Annotated in this window: 23 protein-coding genes and 3 tRNA genes; 17 read left to right on the top strand and 9 right to left on the bottom strand. The window is 71.5% G+C overall.

Going from position 1 to position 23152, the window contains the following annotated elements:
- The 10 genes from glpX to V7Z97_RS09610 form a co-directional block, all read left to right on the top strand.
- Positions 1-950: class II fructose-bisphosphatase (gene glpX, locus V7Z97_RS09565; protein WP_442958024.1), on the top strand; the 950-nt coding region annotated here is incomplete at its 5' end.
- Positions 951-1050: 100 nt separating this feature from the next.
- The gene (gene recJ, locus V7Z97_RS09570) at positions 1051-2850 is read left to right on the top strand and encodes a single-stranded-DNA-specific exonuclease RecJ (protein ID WP_334163061.1); all 1800 of its coding nucleotides are present in this window, start codon (positions 1051-1053) and stop codon (positions 2848-2850) included.
- A gap of 62 nt (positions 2851-2912) precedes the next feature.
- Positions 2913-2987, top strand: a tRNA-Glu gene (locus V7Z97_RS09575).
- A 146-nt stretch (positions 2988-3133) separates the two neighbouring features.
- Complete coding sequence (locus V7Z97_RS09580; RefSeq protein WP_334163062.1) at positions 3134-3739, top strand: cold-shock protein; 606 nt, start codon at positions 3134-3136, stop codon at positions 3737-3739.
- A gap of 23 nt (positions 3740-3762) precedes the next feature.
- A complete protein-coding gene (locus V7Z97_RS09585; RefSeq protein ID WP_334163064.1) occupies positions 3763-4275 on the top strand; it encodes a DUF192 domain-containing protein in 513 nt (170 codons plus the stop codon).
- Positions 4268-4693 carry a PaaI family thioesterase gene (locus V7Z97_RS09590; protein WP_334163066.1) on the top strand — a complete coding sequence of 142 codons (426 nt, stop codon included), beginning with the start codon at positions 4268-4270 and terminating at the stop codon, positions 4691-4693. The genes V7Z97_RS09585 and V7Z97_RS09590 overlap by 8 nt, the downstream gene beginning before the upstream one ends.
- 61 nt (positions 4694-4754) lie before the next feature.
- Positions 4755-4831 (top strand) — tRNA-Pro (locus V7Z97_RS09595).
- A 29-nt stretch (positions 4832-4860) separates the two neighbouring features.
- Positions 4861-5169, top strand: coding sequence for an ETC complex I subunit (locus V7Z97_RS09600; protein WP_334163068.1), 309 nt, complete (start codon positions 4861-4863; stop codon positions 5167-5169).
- A gap of 15 nt (positions 5170-5184) precedes the next feature.
- Positions 5185-5261: transfer RNA gene (locus V7Z97_RS09605), tRNA-Arg, on the top strand.
- A gap of 84 nt (positions 5262-5345) precedes the next feature.
- Complete coding sequence (locus V7Z97_RS09610; RefSeq protein ID WP_334163069.1) at positions 5346-5990, top strand: hypothetical protein; 645 nt, start codon at positions 5346-5348, stop codon at positions 5988-5990.
- A 15-nt stretch (positions 5991-6005) separates the two neighbouring features.
- Here V7Z97_RS09610 and V7Z97_RS09615 read toward each other — a convergent pair whose 3' ends face one another.
- The 4 genes from V7Z97_RS09615 to metC all read right to left on the bottom strand — a co-directional run bounded on the left by V7Z97_RS09615 (position 6006) and on the right by metC (position 10047).
- Entirely contained in the window at positions 6006-6881 is an 876-nt protein-coding gene (locus tag V7Z97_RS09615) for an HAD family hydrolase (protein WP_334163071.1), read from the bottom strand.
- 62 nt (positions 6882-6943) lie between these two features.
- Entirely contained in the window at positions 6944-7804 is an 861-nt protein-coding gene (locus V7Z97_RS09620) for a kinase (protein ID WP_334163073.1), read from the bottom strand.
- Positions 7805-7829: 25 nt separating this feature from the next.
- Positions 7830-8825 (bottom strand): SDR family oxidoreductase, encoded by a 996-nt coding sequence (locus V7Z97_RS09625; protein ID WP_334163075.1) that lies wholly within the window; start codon positions 8823-8825, stop codon positions 7830-7832.
- A gap of 58 nt (positions 8826-8883) precedes the next feature.
- Complete coding sequence (gene metC / locus V7Z97_RS09630; RefSeq protein ID WP_334163076.1) at positions 8884-10047, bottom strand: cystathionine beta-lyase; 1164 nt, start codon at positions 10045-10047, stop codon at positions 8884-8886.
- A gap of 83 nt (positions 10048-10130) precedes the next feature.
- On the opposite strand from metC, the gene V7Z97_RS09635 reads away from it, so the two are divergent.
- On the top strand, positions 10131-11228 hold the full coding sequence (locus V7Z97_RS09635; RefSeq protein WP_334163077.1) for an amino acid ABC transporter substrate-binding protein: 1098 nt from the start codon (positions 10131-10133) through the stop codon (positions 11226-11228).
- A 4-nt stretch (positions 11229-11232) separates the two neighbouring features.
- Here the strand turns inward: V7Z97_RS09635 and V7Z97_RS09640 are convergent, their stop codons facing one another.
- From V7Z97_RS09640 to V7Z97_RS09655, 4 genes are read right to left on the bottom strand one after another with little or no spacing between them, the layout of a single operon-like run.
- Positions 11233-11676: a GNAT family N-acetyltransferase gene (locus tag V7Z97_RS09640; protein WP_334163079.1), complete on the bottom strand. Its 444-nt coding sequence runs from the start codon at positions 11674-11676 to the stop codon at positions 11233-11235.
- 51 nt (positions 11677-11727) lie between these two features.
- Complete coding sequence (gene sseA, locus V7Z97_RS09645) at positions 11728-12567, bottom strand: 3-mercaptopyruvate sulfurtransferase (RefSeq protein WP_334163081.1); 840 nt, start codon at positions 12565-12567, stop codon at positions 11728-11730.
- Positions 12564-13565 (bottom strand): cysteine synthase A, encoded by a 1002-nt coding sequence (locus V7Z97_RS09650; protein ID WP_334163082.1) that lies wholly within the window; start codon positions 13563-13565, stop codon positions 12564-12566. Before V7Z97_RS09650 ends, sseA begins: the two co-directional genes overlap by 4 nt.
- A gap of 44 nt (positions 13566-13609) precedes the next feature.
- On the bottom strand, positions 13610-14866 hold the full coding sequence (locus V7Z97_RS09655; protein WP_334163084.1) for a cyclopropane-fatty-acyl-phospholipid synthase family protein: 1257 nt from the start codon (positions 14864-14866) through the stop codon (positions 13610-13612).
- Positions 14867-15045: 179 nt separating this feature from the next.
- Here V7Z97_RS09655 and kdsA point away from each other — a divergent pair, with 179 nt between their 5' ends.
- From kdsA to V7Z97_RS09685, 6 genes are read left to right on the top strand one after another with little or no spacing between them, the layout of a single operon-like run.
- On the top strand, positions 15046-15900 hold the full coding sequence (gene kdsA, locus V7Z97_RS09660; protein ID WP_334163086.1) for a 3-deoxy-8-phosphooctulonate synthase: 855 nt from the start codon (positions 15046-15048) through the stop codon (positions 15898-15900).
- Positions 15901-15945: 45 nt separating this feature from the next.
- Positions 15946-17418 (top strand): D-glycero-beta-D-manno-heptose 1-phosphate adenylyltransferase, encoded by a 1473-nt coding sequence (gene rfaE2 / locus V7Z97_RS09665; protein ID WP_334163087.1) that lies wholly within the window; start codon positions 15946-15948, stop codon positions 17416-17418.
- Positions 17415-18416 (top strand): ADP-glyceromanno-heptose 6-epimerase, encoded by a 1002-nt coding sequence (gene rfaD, locus V7Z97_RS09670; RefSeq protein WP_334163088.1) that lies wholly within the window; start codon positions 17415-17417, stop codon positions 18414-18416. The genes rfaE2 and rfaD overlap by 4 nt, the downstream gene beginning before the upstream one ends.
- Before the next feature lie 2 nt (positions 18417-18418).
- Entirely contained in the window at positions 18419-19522 is a 1104-nt protein-coding gene (locus tag V7Z97_RS09675) for a DUF3089 domain-containing protein (RefSeq protein WP_334163090.1), read from the top strand.
- A gap of 51 nt (positions 19523-19573) precedes the next feature.
- A complete protein-coding gene (locus tag V7Z97_RS09680; protein ID WP_334163091.1) occupies positions 19574-20020 on the top strand; it encodes a DUF305 domain-containing protein in 447 nt (148 codons plus the stop codon).
- Positions 20021-20080: 60 nt separating this feature from the next.
- Positions 20081-21079, top strand: a complete 999-nt coding sequence (locus tag V7Z97_RS09685; protein WP_334163093.1) for an NADP-dependent oxidoreductase — start codon at positions 20081-20083, stop codon at positions 21077-21079.
- Here the strand turns inward: V7Z97_RS09685 and recG are convergent.
- Positions 21076-23151, bottom strand: coding sequence for an ATP-dependent DNA helicase RecG (recG, locus tag V7Z97_RS09690; RefSeq protein WP_334163095.1), 2076 nt, complete (start codon positions 23149-23151; stop codon positions 21076-21078). The genes V7Z97_RS09685 and recG overlap by 4 nt on opposite strands.
- Position 23152 lies beyond the last annotated feature (1 nt).

Consider the following 23152-nt stretch of genomic DNA (forward strand, 5'->3'; position numbering starts at 1 on the left):
GTTCCGAAGTTCTGGACCGCGGGCTCGTGCTCGACGCCGTCCGGGTCACCGAGGCCGCGGCGATCGCCGCCTGGGGTCAGGCCGGCCGGGGCGATGAGATCGCCGCCGACCAGGCCGCGGTCGACGCCATGCGCACCGCGCTCAACGATCTGGCCCTCGACGGCGAGATCGTCATCGGCGAAGGCGAGCGCGACGAGGCGCCGATGCTCTACATCGGCGAGAAGGTCGGCAGGGGCGGCAAGGTCAAGATCGACATCGCCCTCGACCCGCTGGAGGGCACCACGCTCACCGCCAAGGCCATGGCCAACGCCCTGGCGGTGATGGCCTGGGCGCCCAAGGGCACGATGCTCCACGCCCCCGACACCTACATGGACAAGATCGCCTGCGGGCCGGGCTATCCGGCGGGGATCATCGACCTCGACGCCAGCCCCGCCGACAACGTCCGCGCGCTCGCCAGGGCCAAGGGCGTCGAGCCCGCCGAGATCACCGTCTGCGTGCTCGACCGGCCGCGCCATGCCGAGATCATCGGCAGCCTCCGGGAGGTCGGCGCGCGCGTCTACCTGATCGGCGACGGCGACATCGCCGGCGTCATCAACACCGCCGATCCCACGACCGGCATCGACCTCTACCTGGGCTCCGGCGGCGCGCCGGAGGGCGTGCTGGCCTGCGCCGCCCTGAAGTGCGTCGGCGGCCAGTTCCAGGGCCGGCTGATGTTCCGCAACGCCGACGAGCGCGCCCGCGCCGCCCGCGCCGGGATCACCGACCTCGACAAGACGTACGACCTGCACGAGATGGTCCGCGCCGACGCCATCTTCGCCGCCACTGGGGTCACCAAGGGCGCCCTGCTGGACGGCGTGAAGTTCGAGGGCGGCTTCGTCCACACCCACACCCTGGTCATGAACTCCGCCACCCGCACGGTGCGCGAGGTCCGGATGAAGCGCCCGATCTGAGGCGGCGTCCGATTCTGACGCCGGCTGCGGCTACCGGTCGGGTGGCGACTCACGCCCCGGCGGCCGATAGTGGCCGTTCGGAGCGGGCAGGAGACTGGCATTGGCGGACGGCGGCGTCTCGATCGGCTACCTCGGCGTCGACCGCTCGCTCTCGGGCCGGCGGTGGCGCGAGCGGCCGGCCTGCCCGGACCTGACCCGCCGCCACCAGCTTTCGCTGGGCTTGAGCGAGCCCCTGGCCCGGGCGCTGGCCGCCCGCGGCGTCGGCGACGACCAGGGCCAGATCTACCTCAACCCGACCCTCAAGGCGCTCTTCCCCGACCCCTCCGGCTTCCAGGACATGGACCGCGCCGCCGAGGTCCTGGTGGACGCGCTCGAACGACGGCGGCCCATGGTCGTGTTCGCCGACTACGACGTGGACGGGGCTTCTTCCGCCGCCCAATTGGTGAGGTGGTTCAGGGCCTTGGGCCATGAACTTCCCATCTACGTCCCGGATCGCATCACCGAAGGCTACGGCCCGTCGCCTGCCGCCTTCCGTCGCCTGCGCGACGAGGGCGCCGAGCTGGTCGTCACCGTGGACTGCGGCGCCGCCGCCCACGACGCCCTCGCCTGCGCCGCCGAGATCGGCCTGGAGGTCGTGGTCATCGACCACCACCTGATGCGCGGCGACGAGATCCCGAAGGTCGCGGCGCTCGTGAACCCCAACCGTCCCGACTGCGTCTCGGGCCAGGGTCACCTGGCCGCCGCCGGCGTCACCTTCGTCCTCCTGGCGGCCCTGAACCGCGAGGCCCGCCGCCGCGGCCTGTTCGGCGACCGGCTGGAGCCGGACCTGCGCCAGTGGCTCGACCTCGCCGCCATGGGCGCGATCTGCGACGTTACCCAGCTCACAGGCTTCAACCGCGCGCTCGCCGCCCAGGGCCTGAAGGTGATGAGCGCCTGGCGCAACCTCGGCCTCAAGGCCCTGCTCGACGTGGCCAAGAGCGAAGGCCCGGCCAGCGTCTTCCACGTGGGCTTCATCCTGGGCCCGAGGATCAACGCCGGCGGCCGGATCGGCCGGGCCGACCTCGGCGCGCGCCTGCTCTCCACCGACGATCCAGAGGAGGCGAGGGCGCTGGCCGAGGAGCTCGACGCCCTCAACGCCTCGCGCAAGGAGGTGGAGCGCGAGGTGGTCGAGGCCGCCGTGGCCGTCATCGAGCGCGAGATGAACCAGCCCGACCAGCCCTGCCTGCTGGTCGCCGCCGACGGCTGGCATCCGGGCGTCATCGGCATCGCCGCCGGCCGCCTGCGCGAACGCTACCGCAAGCCCGTGGTCGTCGTCGGCATCGACCGCGCCGCCAACGTCGGCAAGGGATCCGGCCGCTCGCAGCCGGGGGTGAACCTCGGCCGCGCCGTCCAGGCGGCTTTCGACGAGGGCCTGCTGCTGGCCGGCGGCGGCCACGCCATGGCCGCGGGCCTGTCCGTCCGCCCCGATTCGATTCCCGAGCTGCGCGCCTTCCTGAACGAGCGCCTGGCCGCCGAATCGGAAGCCGCCGCGGCCGAGGATTGCCTGGATGTGGACGCGCTGGTCACCACCCAGGGCTGCAGCCGCGCCATGTGGCAGGACTTCCAGCGCCTGGCGCCCTTCGGCCCCGGCAATCCCGAGCCGGTGTTCGCCGCCGCCGACGTGCGCGTCGAGCGGCCGATGGCCCTGCGCGGCGGCCACGTCCGCTGCACCCTCGCCGACGGCTCCGGCGGCAAGCTGAAGGCCATCGCCTGGCGCGTGGAGGACACCGAGACCGGCCGCCGGTTGCTCGCCGAGGGCGGGGCGGTCCATGTCGTGGGTCGTCTGAAGCCGGACGATTGGCAGGGCCGCGAGGGCGTCCAGCTGGAGATCGAGGATGTCGCCGATCCCCGTCGCGCCTGATGTTTAGCGGAGGGTCTTGCACCCCCGTCTGAAGGCTTATATAGAGCCCGCCTCGCGACCGCGGTCCCTTCGTCTATCGGTTAGGACGTCAGGTTTTCAACCTGAAAAGAGGGGTTCGACTCCCCTAGGGACTGCCATCGCGTCTCCCCCGTATTGAGCACCCGTTCCGCTCCGGGCCCGTCGCCACGCTTAAAATCCCCGTTGACGCCGCACGCATTAGGCGAACAGTGTTATAGTTGGCTCCAATCCGTGTGGATGGGGGGTACCGGGGCCGAGGGGCGAGATGGCTGGTTTCGAATTCGAGCAGGTGGACGCGCAGGCTGTGGCCGTGCGGATCACCGGACGCGTCAAGTGGTTCGACGCGGGCAAGGGGTATGGCTTCATCGTCCCCGACGATCCCAGCCAGACCGACCTGAAGGACGTGCTGCTGCACGTGACCTCGCTGCGGAACTCCGGCCGCGACAACGCCCTCGAGGGGTCCGCCATCACCTGCGACGTCGTCCGCCGGCCCAAGGGCTGGCAGGTCGCCGAGGTCGTCGAGATCGACGAGAGCTGCGCCCCGCCGCCCAGCGAGCGCCGAACCCGTGACGACGGCTTCCGCCGCGAGCGGCCCGACGGTTTCGGCTCCGGCGGCTTCGTCGGCCGCGCCCCGCGCCGGCCGGTGCAGGCCTCGGGCCCGCTGGAACGCGCCAAGGTGAAGTGGTTCAACCGCACCAAGGGCTACGGCTTCGTCGTTCGCGACACCGAGCCCGGCGACATCTTCATCCACATCGAGACGCTGCGGCGCTCGGGGATGGAGGACCTCCAGCCGGGTGACGACGTCATGGTCCGCTTCGCCGAGGGGCCGAAGGGCCTTGTTGTCGCCGAGATCGAAACCACTCTAGGCTGACGCGAAAGCCTCGGAGTCCCGTCTTGTCCACCTTCCAGCCCGGCCGGCGCGGCCTCCTCGCGCTCGCCGCCGTCCTCGCGCTCTCGCCCGCGGCCTACGCCCAGGACATCCCGCGGCAGGATCCCGGCAAGTGCCAGGGCCAGCCCGAGATCCGGCCGCTGCAGCCGCTGCAGGTGGTCACCCAGAAGGGCCGCGCCAGCTTCCAGGTGGAGTACGCCGACAGCGAGCGCGAGCGGCAGTACGGCATGATGTGCCGCCGGACCATGGCCCCCGACCGCGGCATGCTGTTCGACTTCCACAAGCCGCAGCACCTGGCCTTCTGGATGCGCAACACGCTCATCCCGCTCGACATCCTCTACATCCGCGCCGACGGGACGGTGCTCTCGATCGTCCGCAACGCCCGGCCCCTGGACGAGACGCCGCTGCCCTCCAACGGCCCGGCGCGCGCGGTGCTGGAGATCCCCGGCGGCCGCGCGGCCCAGCTTGGCATCCTGCCGGGCGACAAGGTGGTCCATCGGATCTTCGCCGGTGGCTGAGGAGGACGAACGGGTCCCGGACCCGCCCGAGGGCTTCGTCCTGGCCGAGGGCCGGGGCGCCTTCTCCACCCACAACGGCCCCTATTTCCACCGCCCCGGCGGCGAAGAGGGGGTGGCCCAGGCCTTCTATGCCCTGAAGCGCCACACCAACGGCGTGGGCATCGTCCATGGCGGCATGCTGTCGGCCTTCATGGACGGGGTGCTGGCCGGCGCGGTCTGGCGCGGGGCGCGCCGGCGGGCGGTGACCATCCACCTGTCCATCGACTTCCTGCACATGGCCCGGGCCGGCGACTGGATCATCGGCGAGGCCAGGCTCACCCGCGCCACCCGCGACGTCGCCTTCGCCGAGGGGCGGGCCTATGTGGGCGGGACCGACGTGGTCCGCTGCTCGGGCGTCTTCAAGCTCATGGGCCACTGATCGGCCGCGTTCCGTTTGCGGAAAGCGGAAAACGCCCATATTGCAGGTCCGCCGGCGTTTCCGGGGCGTAGCGCAGCCTGGTAGCGCATCTGCTTTGGGAGCAGAGGGTCGTGTGTTCGAATCACACCGCCCCGACCACGTCGGCTTGAGGAGTTTGAGGACCGTCCATGCTCGCGCGCATCTTCCGCCCGTCCAAGACCGCCATGCAGTCGGGCAAGCAGAAGACCCAGGACTGGGTGCTGGAGTTCGAGCCTAGCGCCGCGCGCAGACCCGATCCTCTGATGGGCTGGACCCAGACCCGCGACACCGTCTCCAGCCAGGTGCGGCTGACCTTCGAGACCAAGGAGGACGCGGTCCGCTATGCGGATGCGCACGGCATCGCCTTCCAGCTGATCGACCCCAAGCCGGCCAAGAAGATCATCAAGGCCTACGCCGACAACTTCGCCTTCGGCCGCAAGATCCCCTGGACGCACTGATCCGGCCCGTCCCGGGCGCCCGTAGCTCAACCGGATAGAGCATCCGCCTTCTAAGCGGACGGTTGCAGGTTCGAGTCCTGCCGGGCGCGCCAGGGCAGGACTGCCCCGGAACGATGGCGTCTGGCCAAACGCCTTCCTTCGTGTTTCTCTTTTGTTCTGAACATGGTGCGGCGGACATGGGGCTGGATCTTCTCGTCGAGGGGTGTGCGCGGCCGGGTCACGAGGCCGAGTGGCGCCGCATCATGGAGCGTTACCTCGCGGACGAGCAGCTTAGCGACGCCGAGACCGAGCACTTCCCGCAGATCAGCACGCCAGCCTACGAGCGTCTGGGGGCGCCCCGGGTGGGAGAGGACCCCGCCGCCGATGCCTGGATCATCGAGAAACTCGAGGCGCGCACCCCCGAGGAGATCGCGAGCGTGCTGACGGAGTATCGCGGCTATTACGCGCTTCCCCTCGTGAAGAGCGACGGAGTTCCCGACTACACGCATGGCGGGCAGTACGACGGCGTCGACGAGACCAGCTTCCGTGGATCCTTCCTGTCGCTCTGCACCTCAGTGCTCGATCAGGTTCTCATCAACCGCGCGTGGGAGCACAAGCTGCCCGAGCAGGCCGTCGCCTATGGGCAGGAGCTGTTGGCGGCGGCGGAGGCGGCGAGATCGTCGGGGCCGCGTGCGGCGCCGAAGCGTGGTCTTCTCGGGTTTCTGGGCGGCAAGCGAACGGAGCCGACGCCGCTCGACGAGCAATTGAAGATCGTGGAGGCCGCCGGCCGCTGGTTCGTCTTCTGGGGCTCGCGGGGGCACCCGATCCGAGCCTGGGCGTGACGCCTCCGGCCTGACCTACAGCGGCAGCTTCGGCTGGGTCTCGGCGTCGGGCCAGCGGGTCAGGTCGTGCAGCCGGGTGCGGGCGGCGATCTCCGCCAGGATCGTGGCCGCCAGCTGGTCGAGCGGCGCGCCTTCGCGGTAGTCGCCGGGGCCCGCCAGGTGCGCCCGGCCGTCCTTGCGCAGGTCCACGGCGGCCTTCTCCGTGAACGGGTTGCCGTCCTCGTAGACCGCCACCGCATAGCCGCCCTGGTCGGTCACCAGCCGCATGGTGGGGACGTCCGTGAAGCCGTCGCCGAAGAACACGATCCGGTCGAACGGCACCGGCCGCTCGTCCTTCTCCTGGGCGCGGTTGATCGCGTAGTTGTCCCACTCCTCCAGCGTCCACTTGTTGATCCGGAAGAGGTACTGGGTCTTGGAGGTGTAGTTGACGCCCAGCGCCACCCCGATCGCCTCCTCGTTCTCGTCGAACATGAAGGCCGAGGCGTAGATGCGCTCGAAGTGGCGGGCGATCGGCGAGCCCTCGATCAGCTCGCGGTTGCCCGACGAGATGATGAAGTGGTGCAGGTCGAGCCCCATGTCGGCGGCGCGCCGGTTCTGGCGCTCGAACCAGTCCTCCACGCCGGGAAACAGCCTCAGGGTCGCGCCGCGCCGGCGCCAGCTCTCCAGCGACAGCTCCAGCCCCTTCTCCCGGGCCTTGGCGAGCATCATGTGCATGTAGGCGAGAATGGTGTCGCCGCGCTGAGCCTTGGCGAGCGCGTCGACCTCGGCCCAGAACTCGGCCCGGTCCATGGCCAGCTCGTCCGGGATGAAGGCGTGGTTCTGCATGAACCCCGGCGCCAGCGTGCCGTCGAAGTCGTAGGCGAAGACCACCCGGGGCCGATCGGTTCTCATGTGCGGTCCGTCCGTCGCGAGGCTGCGGGTTCTACGACATGGCCGCGCCGGGCGCGAGGCGCCTAGCGTTCGCCGACGGGCCGGCGCTCCGCGTCGAGCTCGACGGTCCAGTCGGCGCGCTCGGGCATTTCGGCGAGCATCCAGCGGGTCAGGCGTTCATAGTGCGCGACGAAGCCGGCGATCTCGGTCTCGGCCATGCCCTGGCCGGTCCGTTCGCGCAGCTTGCGCTCCTGCTCCGCCCGCCACCCCGCCACCACCTCGAAGCTCGGCGCCTTCAGGAAGGCCAGGCTGTTCAGGCGGGCGAACAGCTCCTGGTAGGGGCCGTCGAGCTGCTCGTTGACCCAGGTCCGCCAGCGGCCGTCCGGGTCCTCCTCGCGTTCCAGGTCGTTGACCGGCGTCGCCAGAGCCGCCAGCCCCTGGGCCCGGGCCCCGACGCACCAGCCCTCGAAGATCACCACGTCCACCGGGGTGGCCAGCGTCGTCCACGTCCCGCGCGGCGTGCGGGTGTCCGCGGCCTTGTCGAAGCGGGGCAGGGTGACCCGGCCCTTGGCCCGCAGCTGGTCGAGCGTCGCCCCGGCCAGGCGCACGTCGTGCGTTCCCGGCGGGCCGCGCACCGCGAGCAGGGGGTGGATCTCCCTGGCGAGCTGCTGGCGGACGCCCAGCGGCAGGTAGAAGTCGTCCAGCGACAGGGCCACCGCGGTCAGCCCGCGCGCCTCCAGCAGACGCGCCGTGGCGGCGGCGATGGTCGACTTGCCGGACCCCTGCGCGCCGCAGAGGCCGAGCGTGGCCGTGCGCCGCCGCACCTGGCGCAGGCGCGCCGCCCGGTCGGCGAGCGGCCGGCAGACCCATTCGAAGGTGGCGCGGAAGTCCTCGGGCAGGCCCTCCGCCGCCATGAAGTCCGCCAGCCAGTCGTCGTCGCGCACGTGAGCCCCTCGTGGGGCCTGGCCCCTAGTACCCGCCGATCACCGGCAGGATTTCGCCGGTGATGTAGCTCGACATCTGCGGCGAGGCGAGGAAGACGAAGGCCGGGGCGATCTCCTCCGGCTGGGCGGGCCGCTTCATCGGGACCGATCCGCCGAAGCTCTCGATCTCGTCCTCGACCTTGTCGGCCGGGTTCAGCGGGGTCCAGACGGGGCCGGGGGCCACGCAGTTCACCCGGATGCCCTTCGGGATCAGGCTGCCGGCCAGGGAGCGGGTGAAGGCGTGGATGCCGCCCTTGGTCATCGAATAGTCGAGCAGGTTCTTCGAGCCCTTGAGCGCCGTCTCCGAACCGCAGTTCACGATCGCCGAGCCCGGCTTCATGTGCGGGATCGCCGCCTGGGCCATCAGGAAGTAGCCGTAGAGGTTGGTCTTCAGCGTCCGGTCGAAGTGCTCCAGCGTCAGGTCGGCGATGTCGTGGGCGTGCTCCTGGAACGCGGCGTTGTTGACCAGGATGTCGAGCCGGCCGAGCTCCTGGACCGTCTTCTGCACCGCGGTCTCGGCGTAAGCCGGGTCGGCCACGTCGCCGGGCAGCAGGATGGCGCGGCGACCCTCCTTCTCCACGGCCTGGCGGGTGATCTCGGCGTCCTCGTCCTCGTCGAGGTAGGCGATGGCCACGTCCGCGCCCTCCCGGGCGAACAGCACGGCCACGGCCCGGCCGATCCCGGAGTCGCCGCCGGTGATCAGCGCCACCTTGTCCTTCAGCTTGCCGGAGCCCTCCCAGTAGGGCGCGTCCCACATCGGCTTCAGCTCGAGGTCGGCCTCGAGGCCCGGCTTCTGCAGGTGCTGCTTCGGCATCGGCGGCGCGGGGTATTCCCGCGCGCCGGCCTGCATCGGCTTGTCGTCCTCGCCGGACTCGAACGAGCGTTGTTCGTGCTTGGCGTCCAGCGGCGCCTGGATCTCGCGCTCGGCCTGGGCGGTGCGTTCGCCTTCGGCCTCGAAGCGGCCCATGTCGGAAGTGCTCATCGCCTGGTCCCTCATGTGGTGGGTTCGGCGGGGCAATTCCCGGGAGCCCGGGGGGTTCCTAGCCGGCGAGCCTTTCGTAGGCGGCCAGCCCCTGGGCCAGGTCGGCGATCAGGTCGTCGGGGCTCTCCAGGCCCACGTGCAGCCGGATCAGCGGCCCGCCGTAGTCGCGCCGGAACTTCCGGGTCTTCAGCTGCGGCTCACAGGAGATCGCCAGGCTCTCGAACCCGCCCCAGGAGAAGCCGAGCCCGAACAGGGTCAGGGCGTCCAGGAAGCCGTTGACCGCCTCCTCCGGCGCAGGCTTCAGGGCGAAGGCGAAGAGGCCGCAGCCGCCCGAATAGTCCCGGGCGAAGAGCTCGTGGCCGGGCGCGCCGGGCAGGGCCGGGTGGTAGACCTCCGCCACCTCGGGCCGCGCCTTCAGCCAGTGGGCGATCCTGAGCGCGCTCTCGCCGTGGCGCGCCAGCCGCGTGGGCAGGGTCCGCAGGCCCCGCAGCATCTGGTAGGCGTCCTCCTGGCTGACCGCCCAGCCGAGGTGCAGCACCCCGTCGTCCAGCCTGCGCACCAGCTCGGGGTCCCGCGCCGCCGCCGAGCCCATGAACACGTCGGAATGGCCGCCGACGTACTTGGTCAGCGCCTGGATGGAGATGTCGATCCCGTGCTCCAGCGGCCGGTAGAGGTAGCCCGCGGCCCAGGTGTTGTCGGTCGCGGTGAGGATGCCGCGGTCGCGCGCCAGCCGCGCCACCGCCGCCTGGTCCTGCATCTCGAAGGTCAGCGAACCCGGGCTCTCCATCAGGATCAGCCGTACGGCGTCCGAGGCCCCGGCGACCAGGGGCTCGGCCTCGGCTTCCGGGTCGAAGTAGGTCGTCGAGATCCCGAACCGCTTCAGGACATGGTCGCAGAACCGCCGCGTCGGCTTGTAGATGGCGTCGGAGACCAGCACCTGGTCGCCGGCCTTCAGCACCGCCAGCAGGGCGCCCGCGAGGGCCGCGAGCCCGGAAGGGTAGAGGGAGACGCCGACCGCGCCCTCCAGGGTCGCCAGCGCATCCTGCAGCGCCCCCTGGGCGGCCAGGCCCTGCCGTCCGTAGGTCACGTGGTGGTCGTCGTCGTACAGCGCCTCGGCGTTGGGCAGCAGGACGGTGGAGCCCTTCTGGATCGGCGGCCCCACCGTCTTGACGAGGCTCCTCGGCGCGGTCCCGGCGCGGATCAGTCGGGTTTCTTCGTCCATGCGGGGTTGCGGGCCCATGCGACGCTGGCGAAAGTGCCGGGGGCACTTAGAGCCTCACGGGTTCCCGCGATCAAGGAGCAGGGATGAACAGGCGCCTGGCGGCGACGGCGATCATGAGCCTTTGCCTGGCGGCCTGCGAGCGGCAGGAGGCCCCGCCGCCGGCGCCGCCCCAGCCTGCCCCGAAGGCGGCGACCGCCGCGGCGACCTACAAGCCGGCGGAGAGCCCGACACTGGCCGAGGTCCGCAGGCGCGGCTATGTGCGCTGCGGCGTCCATCCGAGCCTGCCGGGCTTCGCCTTCCCCGACGTGCGCGGAGTCTGGCGGGGCTTCGACGTCGACGTCTGCCGGGCGGTGGCCGCCGCTGCCCTCGGCGACGCCGGCAAGGTCCGCTTCATCCCGATCACCGCCCAGGACCGGTTCAGCGCCCTGCAGAAGGGCCAGATCGACCTGCTCTCGCGCAACACCTCCTGGACCTACGCCCGGGACGCCGGCCTCGGCCTCGATTTCGCGGTGGTCACCTACTACGACGGCCAGGGCTTCCTCGCGCCGCGCACCCTCGGCATCGCCAGCGCCGAGGAACTGTCCGGCGCGCGGATCTGCGTGCAGGCAGGCACCTCCAGCGAGGTCAACCTCGCGGAATGGTTCCGCGTCCGGGGGCTGAGCTACCGTCCCATCGTGGCGGCGTCGGAGGAGGAATCCCGCCGGCTGTACGAGAGCGAGGCCTGCGACGTCTACACGGCCGACATCTCGGCCCTGGCGGCGTCGCGCTCGGTGATGAGCAATCCCGGCGCCCACGTCATCCTGCCCAATGTGATCTCCAAGGAGCCGCTGGGGCCTGTGGTGAGGCAGAACGACCCCACCTGGACCGACATCGTGCGCTGGACGGTGCACGCCACGGTGCTGGCCGAGGAGCTGGGCCTCACCTCGCGCACGGTGGAGGCGGCGCGCGAGACGGTCACCGACCCCCAGGCGCGGCGCCTGCTGGGCCTGGAGGGCGAGCTCGGCCCCCTGCTCGGACTCTCCGAGGACTGGGCCTACCAGGTGATCAAGCAGGTCGGCGCCTACCACGAGATCTTCCGGCGCGACGTGGGCGCCGACTCCGGCCTCAACCTCGACCGGGGCCTGAACGCGCTGTGGAGCGCGCCGAAGCCCGGCCTGATGTACGCCCCGCCGATGCGCTGAGCTCCTAGAGCTCCATGACCATGGCGCAGCGGTCCTTCAGCCCCCGCGCCGCCTCGCCGGCCAGCAGCGCCTCGATCTCCGGCGGGGCCGGGTCCCAGACGCGGAATCCCGCGGAGGCGTAGAACGGGCCGTTGAACGGCACGTCGCGGAAGGTGGTGAGGCTGAGGCGGCGGAAACCCCGGTCGCGGGCCCAGGCCACGACCCGCTCCAGCATCCGCCGGCCCAGGCCCTTGCCCTGGTGGCCCTCGGCCACCGCGAACTCGTCGATATGCAGCCGGTCGCCGTGGACCGTGGCCCCGAGAAAGGCCTCGATGCGCCCGGCCTCGGTGGCCACCCACAGGGTGCCGGCCGCCTGCCGACCGGCCCAGGCCTCCGGTGGGGTGAACTCGGTGAACACGCGCTCCGGCACGTCGCGCCCACGGAACGACTGGGCCGCGGAGAGCTCCACCCGGGGAAGCTCGCTCAGGTCGGCGACGTGGGCGAGGCGGATCTCTATGGGTCAGGCTCCGGTGACGACGTCGGTGTCGGTCCGGCCGCCCCACTCGGTCCAGGAGCCGTCGTAGACCGCCACGTCGTCGCGGCCCAGCCGGGCAAGGCCCAGGGCCAGGAGGGCGGCCGAGACGCCGGAGCCGCAGGTGGTGACGATGGGCCGGGCGAGGTCGACCCCGCCCGCCTCGAAGGCGGCGCGGAGTTCGGCCGCGGACTTCAGGGTGCCGTCCGGGTTCACGAGCTGGCCCCAGGGCACGTTGCAGGCGCCGGGCATGTGCCCGGACCGCAGGCCGGCGCGCGGCTCGGGCGCCTCGCCGCGGAAGCGCGGGGCGGCGCGGGCGTCCACCAGCTGGGCCTCCCGGCGGGCCAGCAGGTTCCTCACCGCGCCCAGGTCGCGGACCAGCCGCGGGTCGTGCGCCGACTCCAGTTCGCTCACCGCCGGGGCGGCCGCATCGGTCTCCACCGGGCGGCCCTCGGCGCGCCACTTCTTCAGCCCGCCGTCGAGCACCCGGACCTCGGGGAACCCCATGGTGCGCAGCGTCCACCAGACGCGAGGCGCCGAGAACAGGCCGTGGGCGTCATAGACCACCACGGTCGCCTCCCGGCGCAGGCCGAGCCGCCCGGCGGCCTCGGCGAAGGCTGCGGGCTGCGGCAGCATGTGCGGCAGGTCGGTGGACCGGTCGGCGATCTCGTCGATGTCGAAGAAGACCGCGCCCGGGATGTGCCCGGCCGCATAGCTGTCGCGGCCGACCCCTTCGCCCGGCATGAACCAGGTGGCGTCCACCACCTGCGCCTGCGGCGAGCCCAGGCGTTCGGCCAGCCAGGCGGTGGAGACCAGCGGGTCGGTCATGCGAGCCAGACGGGGAGGGGAAGCCCCTTCTCCTCCAGGAATGCGGGATTGTAGATCTTCGACTGGTAGCGTTGGCCGTGGTCGCAGAGCACGGTCACCACGGTGTGGCCGGGTCCGAGGTCCTTCGCCATGCGGATCGCGCCCGCCACATTGACCCCCGTCGAGCCGCCCATCACCAGGCCCTCGTGCTCCACGAGGTCGTAGATGGCCAGCAGCATTTCCTCGTCGGAGATCCGGTAGGCGCGGTCGATCTTCAGGCCCTCCAGGTTGGCGGTGATCCGCCCCTGGCCGATGCCCTCGCTGATCGAGCTGCCCTCCGACTTCAGCTCGCCGTCGGTGTAGTAGGAATAGAGCGCCGCGCCGTGCGGATCGGCCAGGCCGATGGCGACCTCCGGCTTCTTCGCGCGCAGCGCCTGGGCGACGCCGGCCAGGGTCCCGCCCGAGCCCACGGCGCAGATGAAGGCGTCCACCCTGCCGTCCGTCTGGTCCCAAATCTCCGGGCCGGTGCCGTGCAGGTGCGCCTCCCGGTTGGCGACATTGTCGAACTGATTGGCCCAGACCGCGCCGCCGGGCTCGGACGCATCAAGTTCCTCCGCCAACCGGCCGGAATACTTCACATAGTTCATCGGATTGGCGTAGGGGACGGCGTCCACCTCCACCAGCTCCGCGCCATACAGCCGGATGGCGTCCTTCTTCTCCTGGCTCTGGGTGCGGGGAATGACGATGGTGCACCTGTAGCCCAGCGCCTTGCCGACCATGGCCAGGCCGATGCCGGTGTTCCCCGCCGTCCCCTCGACGATCCGGCCGCCGGGACGCAGCCGCCCGGACTGCTCCGCGTCGCGGATGATGTAGAGGGCCGCGCGGTCCTTGACCGACTGGCCCGGGTTCATGAACTCGGCCTTGGCGAGGATCTCGCAGCCGGTGGTCTCGCTCGCCCGGTTCAGGCGGATGAGGGGGGTATTTCCGATGGCGTCGAGGACGCTTCTGGCGACTTGCATGGCTCGCTACTTAAGCGCGGCGGGCGCTCGCGAACAGGGGGAGGTCAGGTCCGGGCGAGGCTGAGCTGGACCACGTCGGTCTGGCCGGTGCGGAATCCCGCCTCGCAGTAGCTGAGGTAGAACCGCCACAGCCGACGGAAGCGCTCGTCGAAGCCCTGCCGGTGGATGTCTTCCCAGGCCGCCTCGAAGCGCTGCGCCCAGGCCGCCAGCGTGTCGGCATAGTGCTGGCCGAACCGGCTGATCCCGCGCCAGTCGAGCCCCGCCCGGTCGGTCTCCGCCTTCAGCCGCGCCTCTGAGGGCAGCATGCCGCCGGGGAAGACGTATTTCTGGATGAAGTCCGCGCGCCGCCGGTACTCCCCGAACAGCTCGTCGCGGATGGTGATGATCTGCAGGCCCGCGCGGCCGCCCGGCGTCAGGCAGTCGCGGATCTTGCCGAAGTAGCCTGGCCAGTAGCGCTCGCCCACCGCCTCGAACATCTCGATCGAGGCCACGCGGTCGAACCGGCCGTCCACGTCGCGGTAGTCCACCAGCCGGATGTCGGCCCGCTCGGCGAGGCCCTGTTCGAACATCCTGCGCCGGGCGTAGTCGAACTGCTCGCGCGAGATGGTGATGCCGGTGACGCGGGCGCCCACCTCGCGGGCCGCGTACTCGGCGAAGCCGCCCCAGCCGCAGCCGATCTCCAGCACGTGGTGGCCGGGCTGCAGCGCCATGCCCTCGGCGAGCGTGCGGTACTTGTGGCGCTGGGCCTGGTCCAGCGGCTGTCCCGGCCGCTCGAAGCGCGCCGAGGAGTAGGTCATGCTCGGGTCCAGCCAGCGGGAATAGAAGGCGTTTCCCAGGTCGTAGTGGGCGTGGATGTTCCGCTTCGAGCCGGCCCTCGTGTTCCGGTTCAGCGCATGGTGGACGAGGTTCACCGCCCGCATCAGCGGACCGCCGTGGGTCACGCGCCGCAGCCGGTCGAAGTTCAGCGAGAAGGCGGTGAGCAGGGTCGAGAGGTCCGGCGTCTCCCACTCCCCCGCGATGTAGCCCTCGGCGAACCCGATGTCGCCTGCGGCGAGCACCCGGCGCATGAACCGGAAGTCGCGCACCACCAGCCGGCCGTGCGGCCCGGTCTCCTGGCCCACCAGCGGCAGCTCGCGTCCCGAGGGCAGCACGAAGGTCAGACGGCCGACGCCCCAGTTGCGGGCGATGATCCTCAGGGCGAAGCGAAAGTGGGCGGGGGCGTCCCTCAGCTCGGGCAGCCGGCGGAAGGCCCGCGAATCCGCGGCCAGGGCCGTCAGTGACGTCTCGTGGGCGACGCTCATGGCACGCACTCCCCCGGAAACTCGGTTGAACATAACACCGGTCACCCAAGGTCCGGGAAGAGCCGATTCGCCTTTGATACGGCCGCGCTGGCTCCGCGGATGCGCGAAAGGCGCTTGTGAAGCCGCGCAGCCCGCGCCACTTAGCCGCCAGCCCGATCCATCGCCTGCGAGGACCCGCCATGGCCGCCCTGACCCTGGACCGCTGGAAGCTCGCCATCGGCGACGGCCAGCCGCTCGTGGTGATCGCCGGGCTGAACGTGCTGGAAGACCTGGACCTCGCCCTGCGGGTCGGCCGCGAGCTGAAGGCGGTCACCTCCGACCTCGGCCTGCCCTATGTGTTCAAGGCCAGCTACGACAAGGCCAACCGCTCCTCGATCGCCAGCTACCGCGGGCCGGGCCTGGCCGAGGGCCTGAAGATGCTGGCCGAGGTGAAGCGCCAGCTCGACGTGCCGATCGCCACCGACATCCACGCGCCTGAGGAGGCCGGTCCGGTCGCCGCGGTCGCCGACCTGGTGCAGATCCCCGCCTTCCTCTGCCGGCAGACGGATCTGGTGGTGGCCGCGGCGCGCGCCACCCATGCCGCCGGCGGCTGGCTGCACGTCAAGAAGGGTCAGTTCCTCGCGCCCTGGGACGCGAAGAACATCGTCTCCAAGGTCAAGGAGGCCACCGGCGGCGCGGACCTGACCATCCTGTGCGAGCGCGGTAATTCCTTCGGCTACAACAACCTCGTGGTCGACATGCTGGGCATCGGCGAGATGAAGAAGCTGGGCGTGCCCGTGACCATCGACGCCACCCACGCCGTCCAGCTTCCCGGCGCCGATCCGCGCACCGGCGGCGCCTCCACCGGCGGCCGGCGGGAGGGCGTGGCGGTGATCGCCAAGGCGGCCGTCGCCTCCGGCGCCGACGGCGTCTTCCTGGAGTTTCACCCGGACCCCGACAAGGCGCTCTGCGACGGGCCCAGCTGCCTGCCGCTGTCGGGCGCGCGCGACCTGCTGGCGACGCTCAAGGCGGTCCATGCGGCGGTGGCCGGCTAGGCGCGCGGCTTGACCCGCCGCACGACGCGCCGCACACGCTAGGCCATGGACCTTTCCGCCCTGCAGCACCTCCTGGGCCTCGCGCCCGGCCGGCGCGTGGTGTGCGTCGGCGACGTGATGGTCGACCGCTTCGTCTACGGCGAGGTGAGCCGCATCTCGCCGGAGGCGCCGATCCCCGTGCTCACCCGCTCGCGCGAGACGGTGATGCTGGGCGCGGCCGGCAACGTGGCGCGCAACGTGGCCGCGCTCGGCGGCTCGGTGGCCCTGGTCGGCCTGATCGGCGGCGACGCCGAGGGCCACGAGGCCATGCGGCTGGTGGGCGAGGAAAGCGGCATCGAGGGTTATCTGGTCACCGACCCCGGCCGGCCGACGACGCTCAAGACCCGCTACGTCTCCGGCCAGCAGCAGCTCCTGCGCGTGGATCTCGAGGAGAGCCGCCCGGTCGAGGGCGACTGCGAGCAGCGCCTGGTCCGCACCGTGCGCGACGCCATCGACGGTGCGGGCGTCATCCTGCTCTCCGACTACGGCAAGGGGGTGGTCACCGACGCCCTGATCGCCGCCTGCCTGGAGGCCGCCCGCGCCGGCAAGGCGAAGGTGGTGGTGGATTCCAAGGCCCGCTCCTTCGCCCGCTACGGCGCCGTGGACCTGATCAAGCCCAACGCGCTGGAGCTCGCCCACGCCACCGACATGCCCACCGGCACGGACGCCCAGGTGGAGGCCGCGCTCGCCCGCGCGCTGGAGCTTTGGGACGCCAAGGCGGTGCTGGTGACCCGCGCCGCCAAGGGCATCTCGCTCGCCGTCCGCGGCGAGACGGTCCGGCACTTCCCGACCGTCTCGCGGGAGGTGTTCGACGTCTCCGGGGCCGGCGACACGACCCTCGCCGCCCTGGGCCTCGCGCTCGCCGCGGAGGCGCCGCTGGACGACGCCATCGCCTTCGCCCAGCTCGCCGCGGGCGTGGCCGTGGGCAAGGTAGGCACCGCCACCGTCAGCCCCGAGGAGCTGGTGGAGGCCGCCATCTCCGCCCACCTGGCCCCCGCCGAGGCCAAGGTGGCGACCGTGCAGCGCATGGCCGACGAGGTCGCCCGCTGGCGCGCCAAGGGGCTGCGCGTGGGCTTCACCAACGGCTGCTTCGACATCCTCCACAAGGGCCACGTGGCCTACCTCGGCCAGGCGCGGGCCTGGTGCGACCGGCTGATCGTCGGCCTGAACTCCGACGCCTCGGTGCGCGATCTGAAAGGCGAGGGCCGGCCGGTCAACGACCTGGAGAGCCGGGCCATCGTGCTGGCGGGCCTGGGCAGCGTCGACCTCGTGGTGCCCTTTGAGGAGTCCACGCCGCTGAAGCTCATCGAGGCCGCACGCCCCGACGTTCTGGTCAAGGGCGCCGACTATTCCGAGGAGCAGGTGGTCGGCGGCGACCTCGTGAAGTCCTGGGGCGGCGAGGTGAAGCTGGCGGAGATCGTCGAGGGCTACTCCACCACCGCCGCCATCAGCCGCATGACGCGGAAGGAACAGGCATGACCCGCCGCATCGTCTTCGTCACCGGCGGAGCCGGCTTCATCGGCTCCAACATCGTGGCCCGGCTCGCCGAGGACCGCGACCTCGACGTCGTTGTCTGCGACCGCCTGCGCGAGGCCGAGCTCGGCAAGTGGCGCAACATCGCCAAGCACCCGATCGGCGACTTCGTGGCCCCGGACGACATGTTCGACTGGCTGGAGAAGCGCTGGCGCGACGTGGAGATGGTCGTCCACATGGCCGCCGTCTCCTCCACCACCGAGCCGGACGCCGACAAGATCGTCCACTCGAACTTCACCCTCTCCCGCGACCTGTTCCGCTGGTGCGCCGACCGCCAGCGCCGGCTGGTCTACGCCTCCTCGGCCGCCACCTACGGCGCGGGCGAGCACGGCTTCGACGACGACAACAGCTACGAGGGCCTGACGCGGCTGCGGCCGCTCAACACCTACGGCTGGTCCAAGGCCCTGTTCGACATCTTCGCCGCCCGCCAGGCGGCCCGCGACTACGCCCCGCCGCAGTGGGTGGGCCTGAAGTTCTTCAACGTCTACGGGCCGAACGAGGAGCACAAGCACTCCATGAAGTCGGTGGCCTCGCAGATCTGGCCGCACGTGCGCGAGGGCCATTCGGTCCAGCTCTTCAAGAGCTACCGGCCGGACGTGCCGGACGGCGGCCAGAAGCGCGACTTCGTCTATGTCCGCGACGCCGCCGACGTGACCCGCTGGCTCTACGAGAACCCGCAGGTGAACGGCATCTACAACCTGGGATCCGGCACGGCGCGGACCTTCGAGGAGATGGCCCGCCAGGTGTTCGCCGCGGCCGGCAAGAACGCCCAGATCGACTACACCCCCATGCCGCCGGCGATCCGCGACAAGTACCAGTACTTCACCGAGGCGAAGATGGACCGGCTGTTCCAGGCCGGCTACCCCAAGCCCATGACCTCGCTGGAGGAGGGGATCGGCGAATACGTCGGCCGCTACCTCTCCCAGCCGGACCCGTACCGCTGACGATGGCGCCGCTGCCGCGCCGCACCCGGTGGCTGGCCGTCTTCGTGGTGGGCGTGACTCTCCTGCTGGGCGTCGCCACCGGGGTGTTCTGGGGCGACCTCCGGCGGACGGCGCTCGACCCCAAGGTGCCGTTCCAGACCTACGAGCCGCCGCCGGCGCCCGACTATGCGAGCCGCACGGCCTGGGCGCTGATGCCGACCACGCCCGACGGCGTGGCCCCGGGAGACCCGGCGGTGGACGTCTTCTTCGTCTCGCCCACCACCTACGACGGCGGCGACCACTGGAACGCGCCGATCGACGACGGCCGGGCCGACCGGCTGTTCCGCCGCACCATGGCGCCGAACTACGCCGGCCCCTTCGTGCGGGTGGGCCGGATCTTCGCGCCCCGCTACCGCCAGGCCAGCCTCTACAGCCTGCTCACGCTGCGCGAGGACGCCCGCGAGGCCCGCCGTTTCGCCTACGGCGACGTGGCCCAGGCCTTCCGTACCTACCTCGCGCGCTACGGCCGCGGCCGGCCGTTCATCATCGTCGGCGTGGAGCAGGGCGGCACACTGGCCGCGCGCCTGCTGGCCGAGGAGATCGCCCTGGACCCGGCGCTGCGCGGCCGCCTCGTCGCCGCCTACCTGATCGAGACCGTGGTCCCGGCCGATGCGCCCCCGTTGACGCCCTGCATGGGCCCCGGCCAGGCCGGCTGCCTCGCCGCCTGGGCCAGCGTGAACAGCGCCGAGTTCGAGCGCGCCCAGGTGCTGCTCGACCGGGCCCTGGTCTGGACGCCCCAGGGCGACCTGGAGAACCTCGGGGCGCGGCCGGCGCTCTGCTTCAACCCGATCCTCAGCGCCACCACGGATGAGCCCGCGCCGGCCCGGCTGCACCGCGGCGCGGCCAACGCCACCGACCTGGAGTGGGGGGCGAGGCCGGCCTTCATGGCCCGCCAGGTCTCCGCACGCTGCGAGGGCGGGGTGCTGCGGGTATCTGCGCCGCGCTCGGCGGCGCTGAAGCGCACCGGTTCCTGGGCCGACCGGCGCAAGGTCCCCGGCTACAACCTCTTCTATGCGGACCTCGAGGCGGACGCGAAGGGCCGGGTCGCCACCTTCGCCGACCGCTAGGGACCCGCCGCCGAGGCGCGGACGTTCTCCCGTCACAACCGGGAGACACCCATGAAGACCACCACCTTCGCCGGCCTGGCCGCCGTCGCGGCCCTCACCCTCGGCGGGGCCGCCGTCGCCCAGGGCGCTGCCCAGCACCAGCACGGCCAGCACGCCCAGGCCCCCATGAAGCAGGGCCAGGGCCAGATGAAGCACGGCGAGCACGGCATGATGATGAAGGGCGACATGTCCATGCACGGCGGCCCCGCCGGCCAGGACAACATGCGCGCCATGCACGACATGAATCAGGCGATGATGAAGGCCTCCGACCGCGACCCCGACCGCGCCTTCGCCAAGATGATGATCGAGCACCACAAGGGCGGCATCGCCATGTCCGAGGTGCTGATGAAGCACGGGGACGACGCCGAGCTGAAGCGGATGGCCCAGAAGACCATCGAGATGCAGCGCAAGGAGATCGGCGAGCTGCAGGGCTGGCTGGACCGCCACGGCGGCCGCTGAGCCTTGGCGCCTCGCGCCTGAGGCCTCATGGTCGCGCCTCCATTTCCAGGAGGCGTGACCATGCCGGCCAATCGTCAGATCGTGCTCGACCAGCTCCCGCAGGGCCCGCTGTCGCCCGAGCATTTCCGCGTCACGGAGGCCGATCGGCCGGCCCCCGGCGAGGGCGAGGCCCTGCTGAAGATCCGCTACGTCTCCCTGGACGCGGCCAACCGCGCCTGGATGCAGGGGGCGACCTACCGCTCCGCCCTCAGCGCGGGCCAGGTGATGGCCGGCGGGGCGCTGGCCGAGGTGGTGGAGGCCCCGGGCTCCGACCTGAAGCCCGGCGACCTCGTCTTCGCCGACACCGGCTGGCAGGAGTACGCCGTCCTCCCGGCGAAGCGCCTGGCGAAGCTGCCGGCGCTGGAACCCATGACCCACCTGCTCAGCGTCTACGGCGTGGCCGGGCTCACCGCCTATTTTGGCCTGCTGGAGTGCGGCCAGCCCAAGCCGGGCGAGACCGTCGTGGTCTCCGCCGCCGCCGGCTCGGTTGGCTCGATCGTCGGCCAGATCGCCAAGCTCAAGGGCTGCCGCGTGGTCGGCATCGCCGGTGGCGAGGCGAAGGGCCGCTGGCTCACCGACGAACTCGGGTTCGACGCGGCCGTCGACTACAAGGCCGGGAACCTCCGCCAGCAGTTCAAGGAGGTCCTGCCCAACGGCATCGACGTCTACTTCGACAACGTCGGCGGCGACATCTTCGAGGCCTGCCTCTTCGCCATGAACACCCACGGGCGGATCGCCTGCTGCGGGGCGGTCTCGCAGTACGACGGGGTCCCGCCGCAGCACGGGCCGCGCGGCGTGCCCGGCCTGATCGTCACCAAGCGTCTGACGCTGCGCGGCTTCATCGTCTCCGACTTCGACGCCCAGCGCGACCAGGCCCTGAAGGACCTCCAGCAGTGGGTCGCCGAGGGCAAGCTGAAGGTGCAGGAGGACGTGCTGGAGGGGCTGGAGACGCTTCCCCAGGCGCTCGTCGGCCTGCTCCACGGGGAAAACCGCGGGAAGCGGATGGTGAAGGTCGCCTAGCCGGCCGACTTCAGCGCCATCCCGGCCTTCCAGTCGAACAGCTCCTCCAGCACGCGCAGCGCCTTGCCGCGCGGGCTCGTGAGCTCCGGATCGCGGCCGATGATCAGCCGCGCGTCGTCGCCGGCCGCGGCGATCAGGTCCCGATGGGCGATCGGGTCGGCGAAGACGTAGTCCGGGAAGCCCGACTGGCGCAGGCCCAGCGCGTCGCCGCCGCCGCGCAGTTCGAGGTCCGTCTCGGCGATCAGGAAGCCGTCGTCGGTGCGCCGCAGGATGTCGAGCCGCTTCTGGGCGGTCTCCGACAGCGGCGGGTCGTAGAGCAGCACGCAGGCGCTCTCGCGGCTGCCGCGGCCCACCCGGCCGCGGAGCTGGTGGAGCTGGGCCAGGCCGAAGCGCTCCGCCTGCTCGATGACCATGATGGTGGCGTTGGGCACGTTGACCCCCACCTCGACCACGGTCGTGGCGACCAGAACCGAGAGCTTGCCGTCGGCGAACTCGGCCATCACCGCGTCCTTGGCGGCGGCCGGCATCTTGCCGTGGATCAGGCCGACGCTGGGGCCGATCCGCTCGCGCAGCTCGGCGGCGCGGGTCTCGGCGGCCTTCAGGTCCACCAGCTCGCTCTCGGAGACCAGGGGGCAGATCCAGAAGGCCTGGGCCCCGGCCTGCACCACCTCGTGCAGCCGGGTCTCCACCTCCGCGATCCGGGTCATCGGCATGGCGCGGGTGGCCACCGGCGTGCGGCCCGGCGGCTTCTCGTCGATGCGGGAGACGTCGAGGTCGCCGTAGACCGTCAGCTCCAGGGTTCGCGGGATCGGCGTCGCCGACATGGCCAGCAGGTGCACCGCCTGGCCCTTGGCCTGCAGCCGCTGGCGCTCGGCCACCCCGAACCGGTGCTGCTCATCGATCACCGCCAGCTGCAGGCGATGGAAGGCGACGTCGTCCTGGAAGAGGGCGTGGGTGCCCACCGCCACCTGCACGACGCCGCCGGCCAGCGCCCGGAGCTTCTCGGCCCGCGCCGCGCCCTTGTCGCGCCCGGTCAGCAGGATCACGCCCACGCCATGGTCGGTGAGGGGACCCTGGATGGTCTCGAAATGCTGGCGCGCCAGGATTTCCGTGGGCGCCATCAGCGCCGTCTGTCCGCCCGCGGACGCCACGTCGGCCATGGCGCACATGGCCACCACCGTCTTGCCCGAGCCCACGTCGCCCTGGATCAGCCGGCTCATCCGCTCGCCGCCGGCCAGGTCCGCGCGGATCTCGGCCAGGGCCCGGGTCTGGGCGCCGGTGAAGGCGAAGGGCAGGTCGCCGCGGATCTGCTCGGCCGTCTCGCTGGGCGGGACCCGCACCGCCGGCTCCCGCCGCCGCTCGGCCCGCCGCTTGGCCATGGCCAGTTGCTGGGCCAGCAGCTCGTCATAGGCCAGGCGGCGATAGTGGCGGGAGAGGGGGGAGAGGTCGGCTTCGCTCTCGGGTCCGTGCAGCCGCGCGATCGCCTCGCGCCAGGGCGGCAGCTGTTCGCGGGCCAGCCAGGCGGGGTCCTGCCATTCGGGCAACTCGGGGGCGCGCTCCAGCGCCTCCTGGGCGAACACCCGCACCCGGCGGGCGGGCAGCCCCTCGGTGGCCGGATAGATCGGCTCCAACTCCGGGATGTCGCCGGCCTTGCCGGGCTCGACCATGTAGTCGGGATGGACCATCTGGCGGCCGAACTTCTGGTCCTCGACCTTGCCGGAGATGATCCGCTTCGCCCCCACCGGATGGCGCTGCTCGAGCTGGTCGGCGAAGCGGCCGAAGAACACCAGGGTCAGGAAGCCGGTGGGATCGGAGACCCGCACCCGCCAGGGCTGGGCGCTGCTGCGCGGCCGCTCGTAGGCGTCGATCGTCACCTCGAAGGTCATCACCTGGCCGTCCACCGCCGCGGCCACGTCGGCGGGGGTGCGGATGACGAGGGAGTGCGGCTTCAGGAACAGCACGTCGCGAACGATCGGTCCCGCGAGCCGCTCCAGCAGGGGCGCCACGCGCGGGCCCACCCCCTTCAGGGAGGTGATCGGCGCAAAAAGCGGGAACAGAATCTCCGGCCGCATC

Origin of the sequence: Phenylobacterium sp., from assembly GCF_036821595.1 — a bacterium.
Taxonomy (GTDB): domain Bacteria; phylum Pseudomonadota; class Alphaproteobacteria; order Caulobacterales; family Caulobacteraceae; genus Phenylobacterium.